The following is a 22898-nucleotide window of genomic DNA, read 5'->3' as shown; positions in this document are numbered from 1 at the left end:
CCTCCTTAAAATTTGATTAAGCTTCTTGAGCTTCCTCTTGTCCATCACTTACTACGATAGTGATATGACTTGTTCTTTTGTTAATTGCGCTTGCACGTCCTTGTGCACGTGGACGGAAACGTTTCAATGTTGGTCCTTCGTTAGCATATGCTTCTTTAACAACTAATTGATCAGTGTTCATACCATAGTTGTGCTCTGCATTAGCTAAAGCGGACATTAATAATTTTTCTACTACTGGAGAAGAAGCTTTATTTGTTAATTTCAAAATAGCTACTGCTTCTCTTACGTCTTTACCTCGAATGAGATCCAATACTAATCGAACTTTACGAGGTGCGATTCTGATAGTTCTAGCAACCGCTTTTGCTTCCATTCGTATTTCCTCCTCTACTTACTAGAAATGGTATTATCTTCTTGTTTTCTTGTCGTCTGCAGCATGTCCTTTGAAAGTACGTGTTGGAGCAAATTCACCTAATTTGTGTCCAACCATATCTTCAGTTACATATACAGGTACATGTTTACGTCCGTCGTATACTGCGAATGTGTGTCCAATAAAGTTTGGAAAAATCGTTGAACGACGTGACCATGTTTTAATTACTTGCTTTTTCTCGCTATCGCCTTGAGCCTCAACCTTTTTCATTAAGTGATCATCGACGAAAGGTCCCTTTTTAATACTACGAGCCATATTGGCGCCTCCTTTCTTATTATGTGCGTGCAGCGATTACGCCGCACACCCAAATAAGCTATTTTTATTTTCTCTTGCGTCCACGTACGATAAGTTTATCTGAACGTTTTTTACCACGACGAGTTTTCTTACCAAGCGTTGGTTTACCCCATGGTGACATTGGAGATGGACGTCCGATTGGCGCACGACCTTCACCACCACCGTGTGGGTGATCATTAGGGTTCATTACAGAACCACGGACTGTTGGGCGTTTACCTAACCATCTAGATTTACCCGCTTTACCAATGTTAACAAGTTCGTGTTGTAAGTTACCAACTTGACCAATAGTAGCACGGCAAGTTGAAAGAATCATACGTACTTCACCAGAACGAAGTCTTACAAGTACATATTTACCTTCTTTACCTAATACTTGCGCGCTAGCACCAGCTGAACGTGCAAGTTGTCCGCCACGACCAGGTTTTAATTCAATGTTATGAATAACTGAACCTACAGGAATGTCTTTTAATGGAAGTGCATTTCCGACTTTAATGTCTGCGTCAGAACCACTTTCAATAATTTGACCTACTTCTAAACCTTTAGGTGCGATGATGTAGCGTTTTTCACCATCTGCATATACGATTAAAGCAATGTTTGCTGATCTGTTTGGATCATATTGGATTGAATCCACTTTACCAGGAATTCCATCTTTATTACGTTTGAAATCAATAACACGGTATTGACGTTTGTGTCCGCCACCATGGTGACGTACAGTCAATTTACCTTGGTTATTACGACCCGCTTTTTTCGGTAGCGGTTGTAATAATGACTTTTCAGGCTCAGATTTTGTGATCTCAGCAAAATCTAATGTAGTCATATTACGACGACCATTTGTAATTGGCTTGTAATGTTTAAGAGCCATTGTCGCTTACCTCCTTATTGGTATTTGATTTTTAGTTAAATAAGTCGATTTGACCTTCTTTTAATGTCACAATCGCTTTACGGCGTTTGTTTGTATAGCCTTGGTAACGGCCCATACGTTTTTTCTTTGGTTTGTAGTTGATAATGTTGACATTAGCAACTTTTACTTCAAAGATTTCTTCTACTGCTTTTTTCACTTCTGTTTTGTTAGCACGTACGTCTACATCAAAAGTGTATTTATCTTCAGCCATAGCTGCAGATGATTTCTCAGTGATTACGGGGCGCTTTAGAATGTCTCTAGCTTCCATTATCCGAGCACCTCCTCAACTTTTTTAGCTGCTTCTTGAGTGATTAATACGCTGTCTGCGTGAGTTAACTCTAATACGTTTAAACCTTCTGGTGTTGTGATTGTTACACCTGGAATGTTACGTGCTGATAATTCAACATTTACATCTTCTCCAACTGTTACAACTAACACTTTTTTAGGTAATTCTAAGTTTGTTAAAGTTGTTTTGAATTCTTTTGTTTTTGGTGCTTCTAAGTTAAAGCTATCCACAATTTTGAATTCATTTTCTTGTACTTTGTAAGAAAGTGCCGAACGTAATGCTAAACGACGCATTTTCTTAGGCATTTTGTAGCCGTAGCTTCTTGGTGTTGGACCGAATACGATACCACCACCGCGCCATTGTGGAGCACGGATTGTACCTTGACGCGCACGTCCTGTACCTTTTTGTCTCCATGGTTTACGTCCACCGCCACGAACAGCTGAACGGTTTTTTACCGCGTGTGTACCTTGGCGTAATGAAGCACGTTGTAAGTTAATTGCTTCGAATAAAACATTATTATTTGGTTCAATTCCGAATACTGAATCGCTAAGTTCTACTGTACCAGCTTTTGAACCGTCAACTTTATATACATCATAATTTGCCATTATGCATTTCCTCCTTTCGCTACTAATTATTTGTTAGCTTTAATTGCTGATTGGATTTGTACAAAACCTTTTTTAGGTCCAGGCACATTACCTTTAACTAAAATTACGTTGTTTTCCGTATCAACTTGAACAACTTCTAAGTTTTGAACAGTTACTGTATTACCACCCATACGACCTGGTAATTTTTGCCCTTTGAATACGCGTGATGCATCTGATGCCATCCCGATTGAACCTGGTGCTCTGTGGAAATGAGAACCGTGAGACATAGGTCCACGTGATTGGTTATGACGTTTGATTGCACCTTGGAAACCTTTACCTTTTGAAGTTCCTGTTACGTCAATAATGTCGCCAACTTCAAATGTATCTACTGAGACTTCTTGACCTACTTCGTAATCATCAACATTAACGTTTCTGAATTCACGAATGAAGCGCTTAGGTGCTGTGTCAGCCTTTTTAGCGTGACCTTCAGCTGCTTTAGTCGCATATTTATTAGTTTTTCTACCTTTTTTGTATGCTTCTTTGTTTTCAAAACCGATTTGGATTGCGTTGTAACCGTCAACCTCTACAGTTTTCTTTTGTAATACTACATTTTCTTTAGCTTCTACTACTGTAACTGGGATTAATTCACCATTCTCACCGAACACTTGAGTCATCCCGATTTTTCTTCCTAAGATTCCTTTGGTCATCGAAAGTCCACCTCCTAAAATTTTCTATTATAATTTAATTTCGATGTCTACACCTGATGGTAAGTTTAAGCCCATAAGTGCGTCAACTGTTTTTGGCGTAGGATTTACAATGTCGATTAAACGTTTATGTGTACGTTGTTCGAATTGCTCACGAGAATCTTTGTACTTATGAACCGCACGAATGATTGTGTAAACTGCTTTTTCAGTTGGTAATGGAATTGGACCAGAAACATCCGCTCCAGAACGTTTTGCAGTTTCAACAATTTTTTCTGCTGATTGATCGATAACACGGTGATCATAAGCTTTTAATCTAATTCTGATTTTTTGTTTTGCCATGATTTACCCTCCTTATTCGTCTTCATTAAAGTGATAGACTTCTCCACGAAAACTATCTCACACAACGCCATGGCAAAGCGGCCGGGTGTGTCAGTAACCTTTCGCTTCATCGCATTAAAAGTCCAACATTAGACATGATACATGAAATGTTTTAACCTTGCAACTATTTATACAAAGTTTTTTATGTCTAATTCACATACCCCATCATTTTACTTGATATACGCTTTAAGTTCAATAGCTTAGAGAGATTTTTTCAAATTTAATCTTACATTTTGTTTCTTATCATTTAAACAATTATAATAATGGTAAATCTTTTTTCTTCATTTTGATATGATTTACTGACAAAAAGTTGAGGTACTGTATTAAAGCTTTCTATATTATATAGTGTAGTATGATCACAATGTATCCCACATAGCAAGCGTCGATTTAGGCGTTTGATCAAATTATTAAGGAGTTGCTTATTTTGACGAGAAATTCTAAAACAGCTTTAGTCATATTATCTATTATTGCACTTGTTTCTGAGTTCATTGCTGGCTTTCCCTTTTTAGGCGGTTGGTATGTCCTTGCATTAGGTTGGCAACCACTCGCATTTAATGCTTTTATCTATTTAATTATGGTGCTTATCTTTATTTTCGATCGCCAAAATACGATTCGCCCTATGCTGCTCATCCCTGCTGGCGGTATCATTGCGAGTGCGCTTGCGGTGGTTCCTTTCGTAGGTATGATTTTGCATTGGATTATGTTCGTATTAATGATTTTCTTATTGATCGTTTTATTTGTAACCCCAGTTTATCTTAAAGCATCATATACACGTTATACGCATTCTGAACGTGATCATAAACGTTATTAAATTGTTTCATAGAGATTGGACAAAAAATTTGATGCTATTGATGCAATATTTTTGTTAAACTTGCCCTCCCTATGATTTGTGGCTTTAGATTGCCTTCATGGCTTCGCGTTCTTAGGGGCTGAAGGGAGGTTGTGACAAAAGCGCTTAGGATTTGAGCAGAACCGAGCGATGAGCAAAATTGATTTCCAAATTTTGCCGAAATCGCGGGAGTTCTGTCGAAAATCCTGCTTTTGGAACACCGTTTATTGATTCCCAGCGCACCCATTCATTGTGGATTTTGGGAGCAGTACAGAAATCTCATGTGTAACAAAGATTTCGTCGTACTACCCCCGCAAGGCTGACTAGACTTCTCAAAAGCATGTGCATTGAGAAGTCAGACAGCTACTGCGATAAACAGCAACCACTATTAAAGTGAAGAAACGACTGTCAGCAATATGCACGCATTCCCACAGGAGTCTCAGCCTTCTGGGCAATCTTACAGTAAACATTTTAGGGGCAAGTTTATGAAATCAAGAAAACAATAGCATCAATTTTTTGTATCCCATCCCCTTATTTTGCTACCGTTTTAAATTTATTAATAAATCATAAATCTATGAATGGTTTGATGATTAAAATTTTCTATGTCTTCCTTCTTTCGCTTGAATCATCTATCTCAATTGGCTTCAACCAAATAAAAACCCGAATAGTGCATGACACACTACTCGAGCTTCATTAAAGTGATTTTAACCATGTACAAATGCGAAATATAAAATAAAGATTACCATTAAACCGTACATAATCGGATGCACTTCTTTATGACGTTTTGTTAAGACCATTGTAATCGGATAGAAAATAAAGCCACACGCAATCCCTGTTGCAATTGAGTATGAAAGTGGCATCATAATAATCGTGATAAATGCTGGTACTGCCACTTCAAAACGTTTCCAGCTGATTTCCGCTAAATTCGAAGCCATTAAAACACCGACAACGACAAGTGCTGGTGTCGTTACTGCTGGCGTAACCACTGCCATTAATGGATTGAAGAATAATGCGAGTAAGAAACAGATCCCTGTCACAATACTAGCAAAACCTGTACGTGCGCCAACTGCCACACCTGAAGTTGATTCAATGTAAGATGTCGTCGTTGTGGTACCAAAGACTGCCCCCACCATTGTCGCTAATGAGTCTGAGAACAACGCACGTCCTGCACGCGGTAACTTGTTGTCTTTCATCATGCCTGCTTGAGATGCAACCGCAACAATTGTCCCAGCTGTATCGAAGAAGTCGATGAATAAAAATGTTAAAATGACGATCAAAAACTGAATCGTAAATAGTTGTGACGGATCTTGGAATGATTCAAACGCAGCACCAAATGTCGGTGCGATACTTGGCACTTTACCTATAATCGCGTTTGGCGGTGCAATTTGTTGTGTCAGTAAACCAACAATTGACGTTGCGACCATCCCAATAAAGATAGCGCCTGGAATTTTCTTGGCGTATAACACGACTGTAATGATAATACCGAACACGGCTAATAATACACCGGGATCTGTAATTTTTCCTAAAGTTACAAGTGTCGCTTCTTCATTTTTAATAATCCCTGAACCTTGTAAACCGACAAAAGTAATAAATAAACCTATCCCCGCTGAAACAGCCATTTTCATTTCAAATGGAATTGCGTTAATGATTGTTTCTCTCAAACCTGTAACGGTCAATATCGAGAAGATTAATCCTGAGAAGAAGACCCCTGTTAAGCCTGTTTGCCATGGAATCCCCATTGTTAATACGACTGTAAATGCGAAAAATGCATTCAATCCCATACCCGGTGCGAGTGCGATAGGATATCTCGCTATCAAGCCCATAAATAAACAGCCGACAAATGCAGCAAGTGCTGTCGCAACGAACACGGCACCTTGGTCCATTTTAAGTGCATCAGGTACGCCTTCAACACCAGCAAGACTCAATATTTGTGGATTGACAGCCAAAATGTATGCCATCGACAGAAACGTTGTTAAGCCACCTAAAATTTCGCGACGATAACTCGTTTGGTTTTCGTCAAATCGGAAATATTTTTTCACTTTAATTTTCTCCTTTAAATGAAATACTCCAATAGTCTAATACGATTACGGGTGAATTTCAACACTTTTTCCGAACTTTATATCCTAAAAACTATATTTCGTTCGATATTTATAAGTGTATTACAAGTTAAGTCCTTTTAATGCATCTTTAAATGGATTGTTTTCCAACTCGTCTTCTTTCATATATTTCTTCAATTCTCGCTTCGATACTTTATCTTTACCTTTATTTTTAAAGCGTTGATCCATATGTTCTTGCGTTTCGGTATAACCACAGACACAACGATACGTCGCTTTTTTACCTGTACCGAATTTCGTCAAACGTTTCTTACATTGCGGACATCGCGCATTCGTTTTCGTTTTCACATCTTTCTTCGTTTTACATGATGGATCTTGGCAAACGAGCATCGAACCATTTTTCGTGTTTACTCTTAACATAAATTTGCCGCACGTAGGACATTGCGCAGACGTTAAATTATCATGCTTATATTTTTGCTCACTCGATTTAATCGTATGAATAATCTCATGCGTAAACTGTTTCATTTCTTGCATAAATTGGTGCGCTTTGTACTGCCCTTTTTCAATTTGCATCAATTTATCTTCCCATTCAGCCGTGAGTCGTGGTGAAGTTAATGCAGGTGGCGCGAGGTCTAAAATTTGCTTCCCTTTAGAAGTGACTTTAATTTTACCGTCATGACTTTCGATCGCGTTCATATTAAACAACTTATCGATAATGTCTGCACGTGTCGCAACCGTACCAATCCCGCCTGTCGATTTTAACGTTTGTGCGGACTTTTTATCTTTTAAGTCGAAAAACTTATCTGGTCTCTCCATCGCTTTAAGTAGTGTGCCTTCATTAAAATATGCTGGCGGTGTCGTTTCGTGCGCCACAATGTGTAGTCGTCCTACATCGAATGTCTCGCCTTGCTTAAATGACACAGCCCGTTCAGTTTGTGCACGGTCTTGTTGTAACTTTTTAAAGCCTAACTCTACCGGAACTTGTGATTGGTATGTGAATACATGTTTGCCGATGTTCACTTCCACCTGTTGTGCACGATAACGATACGGTGGCATCAACACTTCTAAATAGCGCTGTGCAATCATCGTATAAATTTTCTGCTCATTCGGCGATAATGACGCAACGTTCGCACGCACTTCTGTCGGAATAATCGCATGGTGATCGAAAACTTTTTGATTGTTCACAAATGACAATTTCTTCGCTAAAGGCTGCTTTAAAATCTCTCTCGCATACGGCATCAAATTCGTCCCCATCGTTGCTTGTACGCGCTCTTTCAAGGTGTCCACCATATCTGTCGTCAAATAATTCGAATCTGTACGTGGATAAGTCACTAATTTATGTCGTTCGTACAATTGTTGCAACGTATTTAATGTTTGCTTTGCACCTAAATGATATTTTTGATAAGCCGCTTGTTGTAAATCAGTTAAATTAAATAACGGTTGCGGATAAACTTTTTTTTCTTTTTCATGTACGTTATTCACTTGCGCTTGCTTATTTTGCAACGCACTCACAATCGCTTCTAACTTTTCTTTCTGATAAATGCGTCCCTCGTGTTGATACGTCATTGTCACGCCGTTCACTTCAACTTCTAAAGTGTAATACTGTTGCGGTTTGAAGTTTTTAATTTGTTCTTGACGCATCGCTACGAGTTGAATCGTTGGTGTTTGTACACGTCCAAGTGATAATTGTGCATCATATTTCGTCGTCAATGCTCGTGTGGCGTTAATCCCTACAATCCAGTCCGCTTCACTTCTCGCTAACGCCGCTTCGTATAAATGTTGATACGCACGTCCATCTTTTAACTTTTTGAAACCTTCTTTAATTGCTTTCGACGTAACAGAACTGATCCATAAACGTTTAATTGGCTTTTTCACATGCGCTTTTTCAATGATTAAACGTGCAACGAGCTCCCCTTCACGTCCAGCATCCGTTGCAATAATCAATTCTTTGACGTCACTGCGCTTCATTAAATGTTGAACTGTATTGAATTGCTTTCGTGTCTTACTAATTACGACGGATTTCATTTGTTTCGGTATAATCGGTAAATCGTCCAACACCCATTGTTGATACTTTTTATCGTATTGTTCTGGTGTTGCATTCGTCACTAAATGCCCGAGTGCCCATGTGACGATATATTGTTGGTTTTCAAAATAACCTTCTTTGCGTGATCCTACATTTAAAGCATTGGCAATATCACGCCCCACTGATGGCTTTTCTGCTAATATCAGTGCTTTACTCATGTTTCATTCCTCCATATTTCATTCCAATTATTTATCAAAAAACAACGCTTTAAATCTCCGTTGAATGCTTCACAAGTTGCTTTCATTTCATATCAAAAAAACTTATAATTAAGCTAAGTATATCATTAAGGAGGCGCATGATGAAGATATCTCAAGTTACTCCCAATCCAGTTATTGCGTCATTTATTCAAACGTATGTGTCAGAACGCCCGTCTTATACGAATAAGTTGCCATTAGATGATGAACAAGCACTTTTCACTTTTTTAGAAGAAGCCGCAGATGAAACAGGGCTATTTGTCGTTGAAGAAGGCGATGAAATTCAAATGCTATTACTCTGTATTTCTTATTCTGAAGACCGTTACAAAGTGATTGGTCCAATTGTAAAGACGGGGTATGAACCAACGAAAGAGACGTTCAAACAACTTTTCGATACGATCACAGCACAACACCACCCACCATCGACGTATTACTTTGCATTTACAGCGCAACACGCACTGATTAAAACGTTTATGAAGACCATTGGCGCATCGTACACATTTACAGATTATCATCTAGAAACGAGTCAAGATTTGGGCGAAACGCAAAACTTACATCATATGATTCCGTATAGTAAAGCGTATTATCGCTATTTTCAACGGTTGCACGAAGATACGTTTACGCATAATGCGATGACGGCAAAAGAGATCGTGTCATCACTTGACGATCAACATGAACTCGTTTTGTATATGGCAGAGGGCATTTTAAAAGGGTACTTATACTTAATTTATGATGAGTCAGAGCGTCATGCAGAAATTAAGTATTTCTCAAGCCATGCGGACTATCGCTTAAAGGGCATTGCGTTCGACTTAATTCAGCATGCGATTCACCGTGCGTTAACGAGACCTGAGATCGAACGTGTTTATTTTAAAATCCGAAGCAAAAATCATAAACTGGTCGAACGTTTTCATGAGCTCGGCTTTCACATTTCATCTGAATATCAAAAGTTTAAAATTTATAAATAGTCGTCGTGCATATATCGACATATGCGACCAATGAGGACGATAAAGAAAGAGGCAGGGATTCGAATTTCCCAAGCCTCTTTTTTATACGAACCAATATTGATACAAGTACAAAATCACAATACTGATCACAATCGTGACATTACTCGCCATCGCAATAACTGGTAACGTCCGATATTTAAACTGAACCGCATAAGACAGTGCTGCAACGCCAACAGGTAACAGCCAAATGAGCTGTAAGGTTGTTTTAATCATCGCATCGTCTATCGGTAAGAAAAAATAGATGAGCGTTCCGAATAGTGCACCAAAACCGTAATGTAATACGAGATATTTAAGTGTTAACGGCAAAAAGCGGCGTTCTAATCTAAAGTCCATTAAAACACCAAGTAAAATCATCGAAAGTGGTAAGTTGGCATGGCCTAAAATATCGAAGAAACGAATCGCTGTGTGTGGTAAATGCCATTGAAAAATATTGAGTACTAACATCGTAATATATGTCATCAACGGCACAGATTTCAACATGTTCCATAAGATTTGCTTAGGATTAAAACCGCCACCTACTTGCTTGAAATAACTTGCAGCGAAATACGTGAGGCCGAACATCACGATTGCCCCACCGATATCGGCCATCCCAAAATACAACAAGCCTTGCTCAGGCCAAATTTGTTGAACTAACGGATATGCAAAAATGCCGATGTTCAGTGCTGCCATCATCATTGCGACAGTTCCCCGTACTTCATTATTATATTTTATGAACATGAGGACAATGAGCACTTTTGTTACAACACCATATAAAATCATCATCACAGGCAACACAGCGAGTGATGGCGTCAAAAGAACATGATTTAAATTGACGATGACGACAGAAGGCAGCGTCACATTAAGCACTAACGTCGAAATCACGCGACTGTCTTTCCCATTAATATAACCGATACGCTTTAGGATGTACCCTAGTGCAATTAATAATAATATCATCAAAAAATTCTCTGTCATGATACATCCCCCTTTGAAACAACTTGCTTCTATATTACTGTAAAACGTTTTAATTAAGCAATGTTAACGTGTTATAATGAAAAGGATTGATATAAGGAGGTGCCCTATGGATTTAGAACAGCAATTACAAGAGCTTAAAATGGACTATGTACGCTTACAAGGTGATTTGGAAAAACGCGAGTCCACGTCTCAACAAGTCGATCCACTGATTCAACAACTCGAACAAATCGAACAACAAATTGCTGAGGTACGTAGGCAACTTCGAGAAAATCATTAAAAGGAGCCATTCAACTCTAACTTAATCAACATTTGACTTTACTAGCAAGATACAGAAAGGATGTACTTCATGTTAGCTTACTTAATCTTATTACCCCTCATGTATTTGGTTGTTGCCTATATTAGTATTTTTAAAATGCGTATTATGATGCCGAAGTTATTAAGAGTGATTATGGGACTATTACTCATCATTGTCGTTGCGACTTCACTCGTCTATTACCCCGCAGAAACTTGGTGGGTATTTGTCGTCTTAATTTTATTAATTGGTAATGTTGAAATCACCGCATTCAAACATCTTAAAAATGATGAAAAAGGTGTACGTATTTTAAATATGATGAGTCTTTTTATTCTCGTTATTTATATCGTACTGGTTGCAGTTTTTATTTAAATCTGCCATTTACATATGCATATCGTGTAGCCATGAAGAACTAACGTTGCGCCTCAGCCAAAGCGCGCCGTTAGTTTTTTGTATATCACTGAAACAAAAGAGGGCCGATGTGACGTTGTGTCATGTCATCAGTCCTCTTTTTTCTATACTTGATGATAAAGTGGCTTCAATGAGACGAGTCGTGCAATGGCCTCATCCAGTTGTGCTTCATCAATCGCAAATGATAGACGCACGTAGCCTTCCCCTTCTTCACCAAAAGGATGCCCCGGTGCCGCTAAAATAGATTGTTCTTGTATTAAATGTTGAATGAAGGCATCGCTCGAAAACCCTTCTGGACATTTCAACCATAAGAAAATGCCCCCTTTAATCGGTTCATGCGGAATGGCTGCTTCATTTAAAGCCACTTCTATTTTATCGCGTCTTTTCCTAAATATGTCATTTTGTTTGTTCAATTCATGATCACATACGTTTAATGCGACTGTACAAGCATCTTGTAACGCCCCGTACATGCCTGCTTGAGTATGTGTGTGATATTTCCGAAGATTCGCAATCATTTCCGCGTTACCGACCGCAAAACCGACACGATATCCTGACATATTATAACCTTTTGAAAACGAAAACACTTCTATAGCACATGATTTGGCTCCGTCTGCTTGGAGAATACTCGGATTCGGTTGGTCAAATCCAAATGCTTGATATGCAAAGTCATGTACTATTTTTGTGGGCGTCTTTTTAAAACGGTCAATCGTCTCTTGGAAAAATTCAGGTGTTGCAACAGAACCAGTCGGATTATTCGGATACGTTAAATAGATGAGTTTTGTATTTGTAGTATCCACTGCATTCCAATCCGGTATGTAATGACGTTCAGGTGATAATTTTAATGGTTTCGGTATGCCCCTTGCGAGTCGCACGCCTGCATCATAATCTGTGTAGCCTGGATCGGGTAATAACACTTCGTCACCTGGCTCAATGACACACGTCGGCAAGGCAACAAGCCCGTTTTTCGTGCCATACAATAAACAAACTTCTTTATCTGGATCAAGTGTCACATTGAATTGCCGTTGATAAAAATCGACAATCGCTTGTCTGAACGCGTCTTTTCCTTGAAAGGCTAAATATTTTTGATTAGCAGGTTTCACAATTGCTTCCTGTAACGCTTTTATAATTTCAGGAGGTGTGTCGCCATCGGGTATACCGACTGCTAAATTAATCAACGGTAATGGCCCATGTTCAATCTTTTGTCCTACTGTTTTGCCAAAATAACTATCCGGAATTTCACTTAAAATTGTTGTATATGTCATCGTCTTCCTCCTTACATGCCTTTATTGTTATAAGAAAATCGTTATACCTATAAAGAGAAAGGGCTGAGACAAAGTCATGTACATATCCTGTCTCAACCCTCTTGTTTATGTTTAAAGCACTCTGTGTTTTGCCTAATGAACCGACTTATTTCATTGAGGATAATGGTTTCATCTTACATAATGAACCGTTTTACGTCAATGGTTTACGCCTTCTTTTTACGTCGTGTTAATTTCGCTTTTAACGTAAACAAAATTTCATAAATGACTGGGACGACAATGAGTGTGAGCAATGTTGAAGATAACAAACCACCGATAACTGTCGCCGCAAGTCCTTTCGAAATGAGGACGGAACTGTCTTGACCGAATAATAACGGAATTAATGCACCAATTGTCGCTATCGCTGTCATTAATATTGGTCGAATCCGTGTGCCACCCGCTTCTAACAGCGCTTCTTTCATCGGCAAACCGGCTTTTTCATTCGTAATGACACGGTCAATGAGAACAATCGCATTGGTCACAACGATACCGATTAACATCAGTAAACCAATCATACTTGGTACAGACAACGTTTCACCAGTCATCATCAACGCGAAAACGACACCGATAACCGTGTATGGCAGTGCGAATAAAATCGTGAATGGTGCAAGGGCGCCTTTGAATGTCAAAACAAGTACGAGATAGACGATAATAATCGCGGCTAACATCGCTATCATCAATTGTGAAAAGGCCTCTTGAATATCATCATTCGTCCCACCTAATGACGTATGCACATCACTTGGTGTATCGAGTCCATTTAACTGTCTCATCACTTCTTGAGAAATCGAACCGACGTCATCACCAGAAATCGTCGCCGAAACAGTGCTGACATAATCCCCACCTTTTTTCACGAGTGCGTTCGGTGTGGATGTCGTTTTTAATGTCGCAATGTCACTCAACTTACGATGATCCCCTGTTGGAGAAGGAATTGGCGTATTTTCTAACTTTTCTTTCGTCCAGTGCGTGTCTTTTTCTTGTTGCACAACGACATCATAAGTTTGATTTTGATCTTTAACCTTTGAAACCGTCATATCTGGGATGTTTTGATTGAGCATCATCGCTAATTGGCCCGCTGTCATTCCTGTTTTTGCTGCTTCATTCGGATCCACTTTCACTTCATATTGTTGATACGTTTCAGTTAAATCCGACTTCACGTTCGTTAAACCAGACACTTGAGACATTTTTTGTTGAATCGCCTTCACTGTGCCTTCAATCGCTGCAGTCGACGGTCCTGTCACTTCTACATTTAACGTGTTAGACGTCGCCCCTGTACCCATATCTAAGTTTTTCCATTCACCGTCATGATGATATGTCTTAATATGTTTTAACACGCGTTCAGGTTCTTGATCAAAGTTCGGTGTATCGGAATCATACTCGACCATTAACGCCATGTTATTCGTAGAGCCAGTCGGGTCAACAGGTGATGCGCCACCCACGGAATATTGCACGTGACGGACATGTTGATTGTCGAGCAAATATTTTTCGACTTCTTCTGCATGTGATAATACTTTCTGCTTCGTTTCACCCGGTTTTGGTGTATAGGTTAATGCCATAAACTTATCTTCACCCGTACTAATGAAGCTCGTTCCAATTTTCATACTCCCTAATACGATACTACCGATTAAAATGGCTGTACTTAAAATGATGACAATCCATTTATGGTTTAAACTCCAATTCAATACTTTTCGATATCCTCGGCCTACTGTACCGAGTTCGGATTTTGGTTTACGCTTCAAGCCACGTTTAAAGAAAATGGAACCGAGCACTGGCACGATCGTAATTGATACAAGTAATGAAGCAAGTAAACTAAATGTAATCGCATAAGCAAACGGTCTAAACATTTCGCCAACCGAACCTGTCACAAATGCAAGTGGTGCAAATACGACGATAGTCACTAATGTGGATGACATAATCGGGATGAACACTTCTTTTGTTGCAGATACGATGAGTCCATCTCCGGATAACGGCTCGTCTTGACGTGTCAGTCGGCGGTAAATGTTCTCGATAACGACAATAGAATCATCAATGACACGACCAATCGCAACTGTAAGCGCACCTAATGTCAGTATGTTTAATGAGACATCTGTCAGTTTTAACGCCACCATTGCGATGAGTAAAGACAACGGAATGGAAACAATCGAAATCGCTGTCATACGCACATTTCTTAAGAACAACATGATGACAATGACTGCCACGATGGATCCGAGGAGTGCTTTTTCTATCATCGTATTGAGTGAATCTTTAATCGGCTTAGAAGTATCCATAATTTTGACCGATTTAAGTTCTGGATGCTCTTTCACAAAATCTTGTATCGTTTGGTTTACATCGTTAGCGACAGCAACCGTATTGGCCCCTTGCGTTTTAACGATTTGAACATCGACAGCATCTTGACCATTCGTTCTAGAAATCGACTGACGTTCATCTGACAACTTCACTTCAGCAAGGTCACTTAACGCAACCGCTTGTGCACTTTGTGGATTGTTTGAAGGTGCCTGACCTGACGTTGCACTACCACTCTCTGATGCACCCCCGTCTTGTTGTCCTTGTGCGCTGCTGCCTGAAGACTGTGATGCAAGTGCTAACGGAATTTGCATATTTTTAAGTGCGTCAACGGAAGCATATTGCCCATCAACGACGACAGATTTTTCTGTATCACCAAATTGGAATAAACCTAATGGAGATTCTTTTGTTGCACCTTCAATATAGTCAGACACTTGTTTTGCATTAAGCCCTGCCTTTTGGAGTTTCACATCATCGAACTTTATCGTCACTTTACGCTCGATTTGCCCATTCACTGTGGCACGTTGAACCCCATCAATCGTTTGTAATTTCGGAATCAACTGTTCTTTAACAGCTTTGGTACTCGCTTTCACATCGTCTTTGTCATGTAAAATCGAATATGCCACCACTGGAAAAGCGTTCATTGAATTACGTTTAATGTCCGACGTTTGTGCCTCGCCTGGTAAATCCACCTTTTTCAGCGCTTTTTCAATATCTTGTTCCGCTTTATCCATATCCGTACTTTCATCAAAATTGACCGTAATCATGGATGCGTTTGATAAAGATTGTGTTTTAACACTTGTGACCCCTGCCATCCCCCGTATTTCTTCATCAATCGGGCCACTGATTTCTTTCATGACAGTTTCAGAAGTGGCACCCGGCATCGGTGTTGTAATCGTCAACATTGGTGGTTCAGTATCCGGTAACAATTCTAACCTCATTTTAAAACTTGCATAGACGCCTCCCAGCATGACAAGGAGTACCATCAATAAAATGGCAAACTTGTTCGATAACGAGAAGTCGATTAATTTTTTAACCACACGTATCTCTCCCTTTGAAATGACTTTACTACATCATGATTTCAGACCGTAAAAAATGCAGTCTTTCCATTAAATGTGTATGATACAACGCTGCGTATCGTTCTATCACACTTAAAAGGTGACACGAATAAGCACCTACGAGACATGTAAATGCATAACGTGACACCTTCTCTGTTTTTTCTTTGTTGTAACACTTTGAAATTACACCATGCTTACTTTATTTATGCGTTCTTTTGCCCTTTACGTTGTTGTATCGATTTGATTTGACGCACCAATTTAATTTTAAGTTGTGTCAATTGCGGTTTGAATTGTTCGACTGCTTTATACACAATAGGGTTCAGCACGTAATCAAATTCCCCAATTTTTTCGCTCAAACGTGTACCCCATGCCTTTTTAAACGCCCATAAACCGTAGTGACTTGAATCTTTGTCAGGGTTGTTATCTGTTCCTCCAAAATCATAAGTCGTCGCACCTTTTTCACGCGCAAATTGCATCATTTTAAACTGCATGTGGTGGTTGGGTAAAAAGTCGCGGTAATGGTTAGATGAAGCACCATAAAGATAATACGATTTGTGCCCCGCAAACATCAGCAATGCCCCTGATAAATAAATGCCCTCTGGATGCGTCCGTTCAAGTTGTGTCATATCGTCAATGAGTGCTTGGTTTTTCTTCATTTTTTGTGCTGCATCTTTTAACTTATTTTGAACTTTTTTGTTGTTTTGATCTTTTTCAGCTAACGTATCCATTTCAGCTTGTAACTTTTGTTGTTCTACCTTTAACTCAGCTAAAACAGGTTTCGGTTCAAGTTTCACTAAGAACAATTCCGCATCACCATCTGGATGAAGGGCATCATAAATCGTTTCAAAATAAGAAACATCACGTGTTAAGAAGCCATCACGCTCACCTGTTTCTTTCATTAAATCTGCAAATATTTTCAAGTCTTCGCGACCTTTACGTTCCACTTTCGTTCCACGTTTCAACGCCAGTCTCACTTTTGAACGATTGCGGTTTTCAAAGCTTTGAATTAACGCTTCGTCAGACTGATTAATTGGGGTAATCATCGTCATACGTGGTTGAATGTAATCTTTAGCTAAGCCCTCTTTGAATCCTTTATGTTTGAAGCCCATTTGTAATAAGTCTTGTACAACTGTCATCCCTTGATCAACTTCTACATCTGGGTCAATTTTAATCGTGTACGCTTTTTCACTTTGAGCAACTTGAATCGCTTCAGATAATAAAGTCTTCACCGCAACAGTATCTGAATAATCCACAACGAAGCCGCGTGAAGCATAACAAAGTGTAAAAGGGGTACGGGGAATCTTTTTAAAGAGTAATTGCGCCACACCTTTTAACTGACCGTTTTCTCCTACAGCGATACGTTTCGCATACCAACCTGTTAATTTTTTCGTATCGCCCCATTTTGTCAATTGTAGTAAATCGCCATTCGGATGCGCTTTAACAAATGCATCGTGTTCTTGATCGGTTATATTCATGCGTTTCATTTCTCGTTTAAAACTCCTTTTAGTTATCGTCTTCTCTTATTTTCTAGTATAATCAATGACACATTCGATTGAAACGTCACAGAACAGATGTATTAATCCAAACTGGAGGTCTCGTTATGCGTCAATTGATTTTACTTTTACTCTCTATCATAAATATCATCTTTATCGTATTCACATTTGTATTTCATATCGGTATCGACTACTTAAGTTTACGCATTATCTTTGTCGCGTTTTCATTGGTTGTCGGGACATATAATGTGCTCCTACATGAAACGAAACAACAACTCTTATTATCCGCTATTGAATTCGTCATTGCATTACTGCATATCGTACTCATCATTAGTGCCGTATACAGCGTTGTTTATGCGTGAGGCGGAATAAATTGATACCTTGCGCCTCTTGTACGAAAAGCAATCGGTGCATCAATGGTTTGATCGATAAATTGAACAGCTTCAATCCCGTCCTCTTTATCTTCCACCACTTTAAACTTGATTTTTTTCGCAGGGCTTTGGAGAATTGTATAGCGGTCTGAAGATTCAACTTCTTCCATATCAAACCATTGCTTCCAATGATCGACCATTGTTTGACGTTGATATGTATTGAATGTAATCATATCTAAAGTCAAATGTTGATGAAAATGTTCTTGTAAATCCGCTTCACGTGTTTCATCTGACGCGTGCCACTCTATAAAAAAGGGCATGATCACATCGAACTGATGGTTGGCTACATACAGCAGTCGCCATTGAATCATTTGTCCCTTTTTATTCTCTCTTGTCATTTCAACCGGCCCTACTGTTTCAAGCCCTCTTTCTTCAAATTGTACTTTTAATTGTTCAATATCGTGCGTTCTAAAACAGATCTTTTTAAATCCTTGTCGATAGCCATTTTCCATAATCGACGTCGCAAATGAATGTTTACCGACATCTGTTTTAGACTGTTGTTTCATTTTCCCTTGATGATATATATCTATCAATTCAATATAAGATAAATCTATTTGGACGAGACGATTATAAGTCCCTAAATTTTCATGTTGACCACCTGGTTGAATTTCCAAATATTTCCCGGGAAACTCGAACTGATTTAATCCATCGATGTAATGAATCACGTGATCAAATTCTATATCTATCATTTGTGCGCTCACTCCCAATTCTCATGCCATAATATTATTTTACCAAATATTTGTTGTGAAATCTCGATATAACACGCACTTCACTTTTGCGTTGATAAGCGCGCTTTTATCCAACAACTTTCACATGAAGTGTTATAATATGCTTTAATAACCTATTCAGAAAGGAGTCTCGTATGGAACCTTCAATATTATTTGATCATTTCACCAAACTTTACCGTCCCTATATTAAAGTCGTCCACCCATTACTTGATGAACATCAACTCTACCCCGCACAATGGTTAGTGATGAAAGATATCGCGATCAATCCCGGTACGACTCTCGTCCAAATTTCAAAACGCCGTTCGATTGAAAAACCGACGACGCGAAAAATTTTAAAAGCATTGGATGCGCAAGGTTGGTTATTGATTCGCCCAGGTGAAGTGGATAAGCGAGAAAAGCATCTCTATTTATCTGAAGCCGGTCAAGCAATCCATGAAAAGTTAAAGTTACAGATTGGTCAACTCCAACGGCAAGCCATCGAGCCGCTTCAACTTTCCGACGATGAGATTGCACGTGCAACAGATATTTTAGAACAGTTGTATCAATCGTTACTCACACAACTTCAAAATGATGAAATATAACATGACCTATCTATTTATCAGCATATGCTACGTTGATAAATAGGTAGGTTTTTTAATGGCTCAGATGATGTCATATGCTTTCGTATTTCTGCTATTCATCAAAAATCGTCATTATTTTACCCCCTTAAAGACATCTCCTTTTAACGCTATTGTCTCGTTTTTATCAATTCATCAAATTTTTACAATATTGTTATAGTTGTTTTGGTATACTTAACGCGTAAACAATATTTTTAAGGAGGCAATCTATTGAAAAGCAAATTAATAACTTCAACTTTAGTTTTAGGCCTACTCACGACAGGCTCAATCTTCCACGATTCGGCAGCACAAGCTGAAACGGCATCACCAACACTGATTCATGATATTCAAGGTGCGGGTCATACATCACCTTTGAAAGATCAACGCGTTGAAAAAGTACCGGGTATTGTGACTTATATTTATAAGGCCAACAACTATTATTATTTCCACCTTCAAACGCCGGACGCGCAAAAAGATAAAAATCCTGCCACTTCTGAAGGCATTATCGTCTTTGCTGGCAAAGAGAAACCTCACGTTAAAGTCGGTGATCTAATTCATGTTTCGGGCACGGTCCGCGAATATGCAATTGAAGGTTACGCGGAAAAACAACAAACAGATTTACCATTGACTGAAATTGATGCACGTCCAGATCAAGCAGGGCAAATCACCGTTCAAAAAACGCATCAACCTTTACCTCAACCGGTAAAAATCAAAAAAATCCCACAACAAATCGCTTCTTCGCAACATTTTTCTGTTTTCAAACCGGATACATATGCAATTGATTTTTGGGAAGCGTTAGAAGGCATGCGTGTGGAATTTGGCGATGTCCGCAGTGTAGGCCCTCAAGACCACGGCGAAGTGTTTACAGTGCTGAATCAAAATCGTCGAGAAACGAAAAATGGTGGTGTTTTATTAAAACCTGATAATGCCAATGGTCAACGTATCGCCTTTAAAATGCATGATGACAGCAAGCGCGCACAAGATTTTAACATTGTGACGGGGGATCGCTTCAAAGGGCCTTTAATTGGTTATGTGAACTACAGTTTTCAAAATTATAAAGTGAATATCGATTTAAAAGAGATGCAACAAGCGTATGTTCAAGGGAAAGCACAACCTAAAGGGACAACATTAAAACCGTCCGAAAATAAACTGACAGTGGCGTCCTACAACTTAGAAAACTTTTCAAATGACGTTAAAAGTTCAAGTGATGATAAGGCACGTAAACTCGCAAATGGTATCGTTAGCCATATGAAACAACCTGACATTGTCGGCGTGACAGAAGTTCAAGATAACAATGGACCAGGTAAAGGTAGTGCTGACGCCTCGGCTTCATATAAACGTCTCATCCAAGCCATTAAAGATGCGGGTGGTCCGACATATCGTTATGTCAATATCGATCCCGAAAACAATGTAGATGGCGGTCAACCTGATGCGAATATTCGTGTCGGCTTTTTATACAATCCTGAGCGCGTGACATTTAGCGACCACATTCCAACGGGTGACGCCACTACGAGCGTCGATTATGAAAACAACCAACTTACACGAAATCCAGGTCGTATCGCACCACAAGATCCTGCTTTTGAAGATGTACGTAAATCATTAGCTGCTCAATTTGACTTTAAAGGGCAACAAGTCATTGCGATTGCTAACCATTGGAAATCAAAACGTGGTGATGATGGATTATTCGGCAGTCATCAACCTGTTCAATTAACTTCCGAACCACAGCGTGTAGAAATCGCACATCGTATTGGTGAATTTACGGCACAAGTTCAACAACAAAACCCTAACGCCGCCATTATTTCAGTAGGCGATTATAATGACTTTCAATGGTCAAAACCGCTTAAAACTTTTGAGTCGTATGGTTTAACGAACAAGGTGAATGATGTGCCTAAAAACAAGCGCTATTCTTATGTCTATCAAGGAAACACGCAAACGCTGGATCACATTTTAGTGTCGGAACATTTAAAACGCCAAACGAAACTCGATATGATTCACGTTAATAGCGACTTCACTGATATGGCTGGCCGTGCAAGTGATCACGACCCGATTCTTGCTCAAATTGACTTTACCAAGCAAATTAAAAAGCAGAAAAAACAGAAGTAACTATTAATGTAAAAAAGCTGGGATGGGACATAAAAATTTTTGATGCTATTGATGCAATATTTTTGTTAAACTTGCCCTCCCTATGATTTGTGGCTTTAGATTGCCTTCATGGCTTCGCGTTCCTAGGGGCTGGCCCTACAACTAAATTCGGCTTGATTATAGTGTACATTTGGTGGTAGCCGAATTGGATTTTCCGGACCAGCTGATCCCTCAGGAGTCTCAGCCTTCTGGGCAATCTTATATCAAATACACAGAACTGAAGGCAAGTTTATGAAATCAAGAAAACAATAGCATCAATTTTTATCCCATTCACGCTTATTTTCCGACCGTTTTAAAGTCATTAATGAATATGCAATCTATGTATGGCTTGAGGTTTAATTTTTTCAAGCCCCATCCCTTGGTATACACAACAAAATATAGGAAAGGAGCTGAGGAACTTAATGTCCCAGTGTCCCAGCTTTTTTCTACTATTTATGCCAAGGTGTGTGAAAAAATTATCCACCTATATAATTCATATTAATTTTCTTCTGCTGTCTCTTTGCTACTGTTTCTGCTGTTCGTTCATCAGAATAACGATCGTCACGAATGTGCCACAATGCTTTCAACTGAGCCAAAATCTCGGCATCATCCGCCCCGCTTCTCAATAGCCCTCGAATATCAAAGCCACTTCCTGTACTGAATAAGCAACCGTAAAATTTACCATCTGAAGATAGACGTGCTCGTGTACAACTTGAACAAAATGAATCCGACACACTTGTAATCAGTCCAAACTGTGCTTGACTTCCGACATGGCGATAATATTGCGCAACTTCCCCATAATATTCTGGAGACACGGGTTCGATGTCAAATTCACTCGCAATCATCTGCAACATCTCATCTTTAGTGACAACTTTACTAAAGTCCCAACCGTTATCATTACCGACGTCCATAAATTCAATAAAACGAACCGTAACGTCTTTATCTTTAAAATAACGGACCATTGGCAAAATTTGATGATCGTTGACACCCTTTTGAACGACAACGTTAATTTTAACTTTTAAACCGATACTGATGGCATAATCGATTTGTTCAAGTACAGTCGTCGCCTTAATATCACGGTTGTTAATCGCTTGAAACACTCGGTCTTCAATTGCATCTAAACTGACATTAATACGACGTAACCCCGCATCATACAGTTTTTGCCCATGTTTTTTCAATAATAAGCCATTCGTCGTCAAACCTATATCTTCAATGCCTTCAATCTGTGTAATTTGGGCGATTAATTGATGGAGGTCACGACGTAGTAACGGTTCACCTCCTGTAATTCTCACCTTTTTAACACCTAATTGTGCATATAACTTTGTGATACGTACAATTTCTTCAAAAGATAACAATTGATCTTTCGGTAAAAACACATAATCGTCACCGAAAATTTCTTTTGGCATGCAATAATCGCAACGAAAATTACATCTATCAGTTACGGAAATGCGCAAATCACGAATGGGTCTGCCCAATTTATCAAGTATTTGGTCTGCCATATTGC

General features: G+C 39.1%; 22 protein-coding genes. 7 read left to right on the top strand and 15 right to left on the bottom strand.

Annotated elements, in window-relative coordinates; all coding sequences use genetic code 11:
* Positions 1-16: 16 nt before the first annotated feature.
* The 7 genes from rplV to rpsJ form a co-directional block, all read right to left on the bottom strand.
* A complete protein-coding gene (gene rplV, locus EL101_RS03160; RefSeq protein ID WP_014613217.1) occupies positions 17-370 on the bottom strand; it encodes a 50S ribosomal protein L22 in 354 nt (117 codons plus the stop codon).
* 33 nt (positions 371-403) lie between these two features.
* Positions 404-682, bottom strand: a complete 279-nt coding sequence (gene rpsS, locus EL101_RS03155; protein ID WP_014613216.1) for a 30S ribosomal protein S19 — start codon at positions 680-682, stop codon at positions 404-406.
* A gap of 64 nt (positions 683-746) precedes the next feature.
* On the bottom strand, positions 747-1580 hold the full coding sequence (gene rplB / locus EL101_RS03150; RefSeq protein ID WP_019166621.1) for a 50S ribosomal protein L2: 834 nt from the start codon (positions 1578-1580) through the stop codon (positions 747-749).
* Positions 1581-1611: 31 nt separating this feature from the next.
* Positions 1612-1887, bottom strand: a complete 276-nt coding sequence (gene rplW / locus EL101_RS03145) for a 50S ribosomal protein L23 (protein WP_014613214.1) — start codon at positions 1885-1887, stop codon at positions 1612-1614.
* On the bottom strand, positions 1887-2510 hold the full coding sequence (gene rplD / locus EL101_RS03140; protein WP_019166620.1) for a 50S ribosomal protein L4: 624 nt from the start codon (positions 2508-2510) through the stop codon (positions 1887-1889). Before rplD ends, rplW begins: the two co-directional genes overlap by 1 nt.
* Positions 2511-2536: 26 nt before the next feature.
* A complete protein-coding gene (gene rplC, locus EL101_RS03135) occupies positions 2537-3196 on the bottom strand; it encodes a 50S ribosomal protein L3 (RefSeq protein WP_019166619.1) in 660 nt (219 codons plus the stop codon).
* A gap of 27 nt (positions 3197-3223) precedes the next feature.
* On the bottom strand, positions 3224-3532 hold the full coding sequence (gene rpsJ, locus EL101_RS03130; RefSeq protein ID WP_014613211.1) for a 30S ribosomal protein S10: 309 nt from the start codon (positions 3530-3532) through the stop codon (positions 3224-3226).
* Between the two features lie 463 nt (positions 3533-3995).
* Here rpsJ and EL101_RS03125 point away from each other — a divergent pair, with 463 nt between their 5' ends.
* On the top strand, positions 3996-4382 hold the full coding sequence (locus EL101_RS03125; RefSeq protein WP_096555561.1) for a hypothetical protein: 387 nt from the start codon (positions 3996-3998) through the stop codon (positions 4380-4382).
* A gap of 722 nt (positions 4383-5104) precedes the next feature.
* Here the strand turns inward: EL101_RS03125 and EL101_RS03120 are convergent.
* Both EL101_RS03120 and EL101_RS03115 read right to left on the bottom strand, forming a co-directional pair.
* Entirely contained in the window at positions 5105-6439 is a 1335-nt protein-coding gene (locus EL101_RS03120) for an NCS2 family permease (protein ID WP_096543274.1), read from the bottom strand.
* Between the two features lie 120 nt (positions 6440-6559).
* On the bottom strand, positions 6560-8695 hold the full coding sequence (locus tag EL101_RS03115) for a DNA topoisomerase III (protein WP_096598449.1): 2136 nt from the start codon (positions 8693-8695) through the stop codon (positions 6560-6562).
* Positions 8696-8832: 137 nt separating this feature from the next.
* Here EL101_RS03115 and EL101_RS03110 point away from each other — a divergent pair, with 137 nt between their 5' ends.
* A complete protein-coding gene (locus EL101_RS03110) occupies positions 8833-9696 on the top strand; it encodes a GNAT family N-acetyltransferase (protein WP_241521943.1) in 864 nt (287 codons plus the stop codon).
* 81 nt (positions 9697-9777) lie between these two features.
* Here the strand turns inward: EL101_RS03110 and EL101_RS03105 are convergent, their stop codons facing one another.
* The gene (locus EL101_RS03105; RefSeq protein ID WP_096598451.1) at positions 9778-10686 is read right to left on the bottom strand and encodes an AEC family transporter; all 909 of its coding nucleotides are present in this window, start codon (positions 10684-10686) and stop codon (positions 9778-9780) included.
* Positions 10687-10792: 106 nt separating this feature from the next.
* Between EL101_RS03105 and EL101_RS13190 the strand changes: the two genes are divergently transcribed.
* Entirely contained in the window at positions 10793-10963 is a 171-nt protein-coding gene (locus EL101_RS13190; protein ID WP_096598452.1) for an SE1832 family protein, read from the top strand.
* A gap of 69 nt (positions 10964-11032) precedes the next feature.
* Positions 11033-11350, top strand: coding sequence for a membrane stabilizing protein MspA (gene mspA / locus EL101_RS03100; RefSeq protein WP_096598454.1), 318 nt, complete (start codon positions 11033-11035; stop codon positions 11348-11350).
* A gap of 143 nt (positions 11351-11493) precedes the next feature.
* Here the strand turns inward: mspA and EL101_RS03095 are convergent, their stop codons facing one another.
* The 3 genes from EL101_RS03095 to EL101_RS03085 form a co-directional block, all read right to left on the bottom strand.
* Positions 11494-12651: an aminotransferase class I/II-fold pyridoxal phosphate-dependent enzyme gene (locus EL101_RS03095; protein WP_096598456.1), complete on the bottom strand. Its 1158-nt coding sequence runs from the start codon at positions 12649-12651 to the stop codon at positions 11494-11496.
* A 203-nt stretch (positions 12652-12854) separates the two neighbouring features.
* A complete protein-coding gene (locus EL101_RS03090) occupies positions 12855-16007 on the bottom strand; it encodes an efflux RND transporter permease subunit (protein ID WP_096598458.1) in 3153 nt (1050 codons plus the stop codon).
* Positions 16008-16228: 221 nt separating this feature from the next.
* Positions 16229-17509 carry a lipid II:glycine glycyltransferase FemX gene (locus EL101_RS03085; protein WP_096598460.1) on the bottom strand — a complete coding sequence of 427 codons (1281 nt, stop codon included), beginning with the start codon at positions 17507-17509 and terminating at the stop codon, positions 16229-16231.
* A 116-nt stretch (positions 17510-17625) separates the two neighbouring features.
* Between EL101_RS03085 and EL101_RS03080 the strand changes: the two genes are divergently transcribed.
* Positions 17626-17880 (top strand): hypothetical protein, encoded by a 255-nt coding sequence (locus EL101_RS03080; protein ID WP_096598462.1) that lies wholly within the window; start codon positions 17626-17628, stop codon positions 17878-17880.
* Here the strand turns inward: EL101_RS03080 and EL101_RS03075 are convergent.
* Positions 17871-18638: a VOC family protein gene (locus tag EL101_RS03075; protein WP_019166607.1), complete on the bottom strand. Its 768-nt coding sequence runs from the start codon at positions 18636-18638 to the stop codon at positions 17871-17873. The genes EL101_RS03080 and EL101_RS03075 overlap by 10 nt on opposite strands.
* Positions 18639-18811: 173 nt before the next feature.
* Between EL101_RS03075 and EL101_RS03070 the strand changes: the two genes are divergently transcribed.
* Together EL101_RS03070 and EL101_RS03065 are read left to right on the top strand one after the other, a co-directional pair.
* Positions 18812-19258 (top strand): MarR family winged helix-turn-helix transcriptional regulator, encoded by a 447-nt coding sequence (locus EL101_RS03070; RefSeq protein WP_096598464.1) that lies wholly within the window; start codon positions 18812-18814, stop codon positions 19256-19258.
* A 246-nt stretch (positions 19259-19504) separates the two neighbouring features.
* A complete protein-coding gene (locus EL101_RS03065) occupies positions 19505-21376 on the top strand; it encodes a DUF8508 domain-containing protein (protein WP_096598466.1) in 1872 nt (623 codons plus the stop codon).
* A gap of 494 nt (positions 21377-21870) precedes the next feature.
* Here EL101_RS03065 and moaA read toward each other — a convergent pair whose 3' ends face one another.
* A complete protein-coding gene (gene moaA / locus EL101_RS03060; RefSeq protein WP_096597310.1) occupies positions 21871-22893 on the bottom strand; it encodes a GTP 3',8-cyclase MoaA in 1023 nt (340 codons plus the stop codon).
* Positions 22894-22898: the final 5 nt, after the last annotated feature.

The sequence above is a fragment of the Staphylococcus delphini genome, assembly GCF_900636325.1.
GTDB lineage: Bacteria > Bacillota > Bacilli > Staphylococcales > Staphylococcaceae > Staphylococcus > Staphylococcus delphini.
Note: the sequence above shows the minus strand (reverse complement) of the source record. Positions and strands in the feature narration are given on the sequence as shown.